Annotated in this window: 1 pseudogene; it reads left to right on the top strand. The window is 62.7% G+C overall.

Annotation, left to right across the window (positions count from 1 at the left end):
- Window positions 1–453 (top strand): annotated as a pseudogene (locus tag EOC06_RS38515) (competence protein); the annotation flags it as partial.

Here is a 453-nt window from a genome sequence, read left to right as displayed (position 1 = left end):
CCCTAGGACTGCTTGCTGCCAAGGTCGAGACGTGGCGTGCGGGCACACAAATGTTGGGCTCGGAAATCTCGACGCAGGTGACCGGCCGCGTCGTCTCGCTCGACCGGATGGAAACTGGCCGCATCCGGCTGACCATCGACGTGACATCGACCGCAAGACCGAAACTGCGCTATGCGCCGGAACGGGTGCGGCTTTCGGCACGCAAGATCCCGGCTGACGTGACCGCAGGCTCCCTCATCACTGGATATGCCAAGCTTTTGCCGCCGACTGGGCCGGTGCGGCCGGACAGCTATGATTTCTCCTTCGACAGCTATTTTGCCGGCATCGGCGGCAGCGGGTTCTTTCTCGGCAACCCCAAGCTTGTCGTCAGCGATGATGGCGACATGCCGCTGCCGGCCCGAATTTCCTCTAGCGTGGAAAATGCCCGCGAGGCCATCGCCGACCATATCAGGG

This window comes from Mesorhizobium sp. M7A.F.Ca.MR.362.00.0.0, from assembly GCF_004023175.1.
Classification (GTDB): domain Bacteria; phylum Pseudomonadota; class Alphaproteobacteria; order Rhizobiales; family Rhizobiaceae; genus Mesorhizobium.
This window is presented reverse-complemented; position numbering and strand designations above follow the sequence as displayed.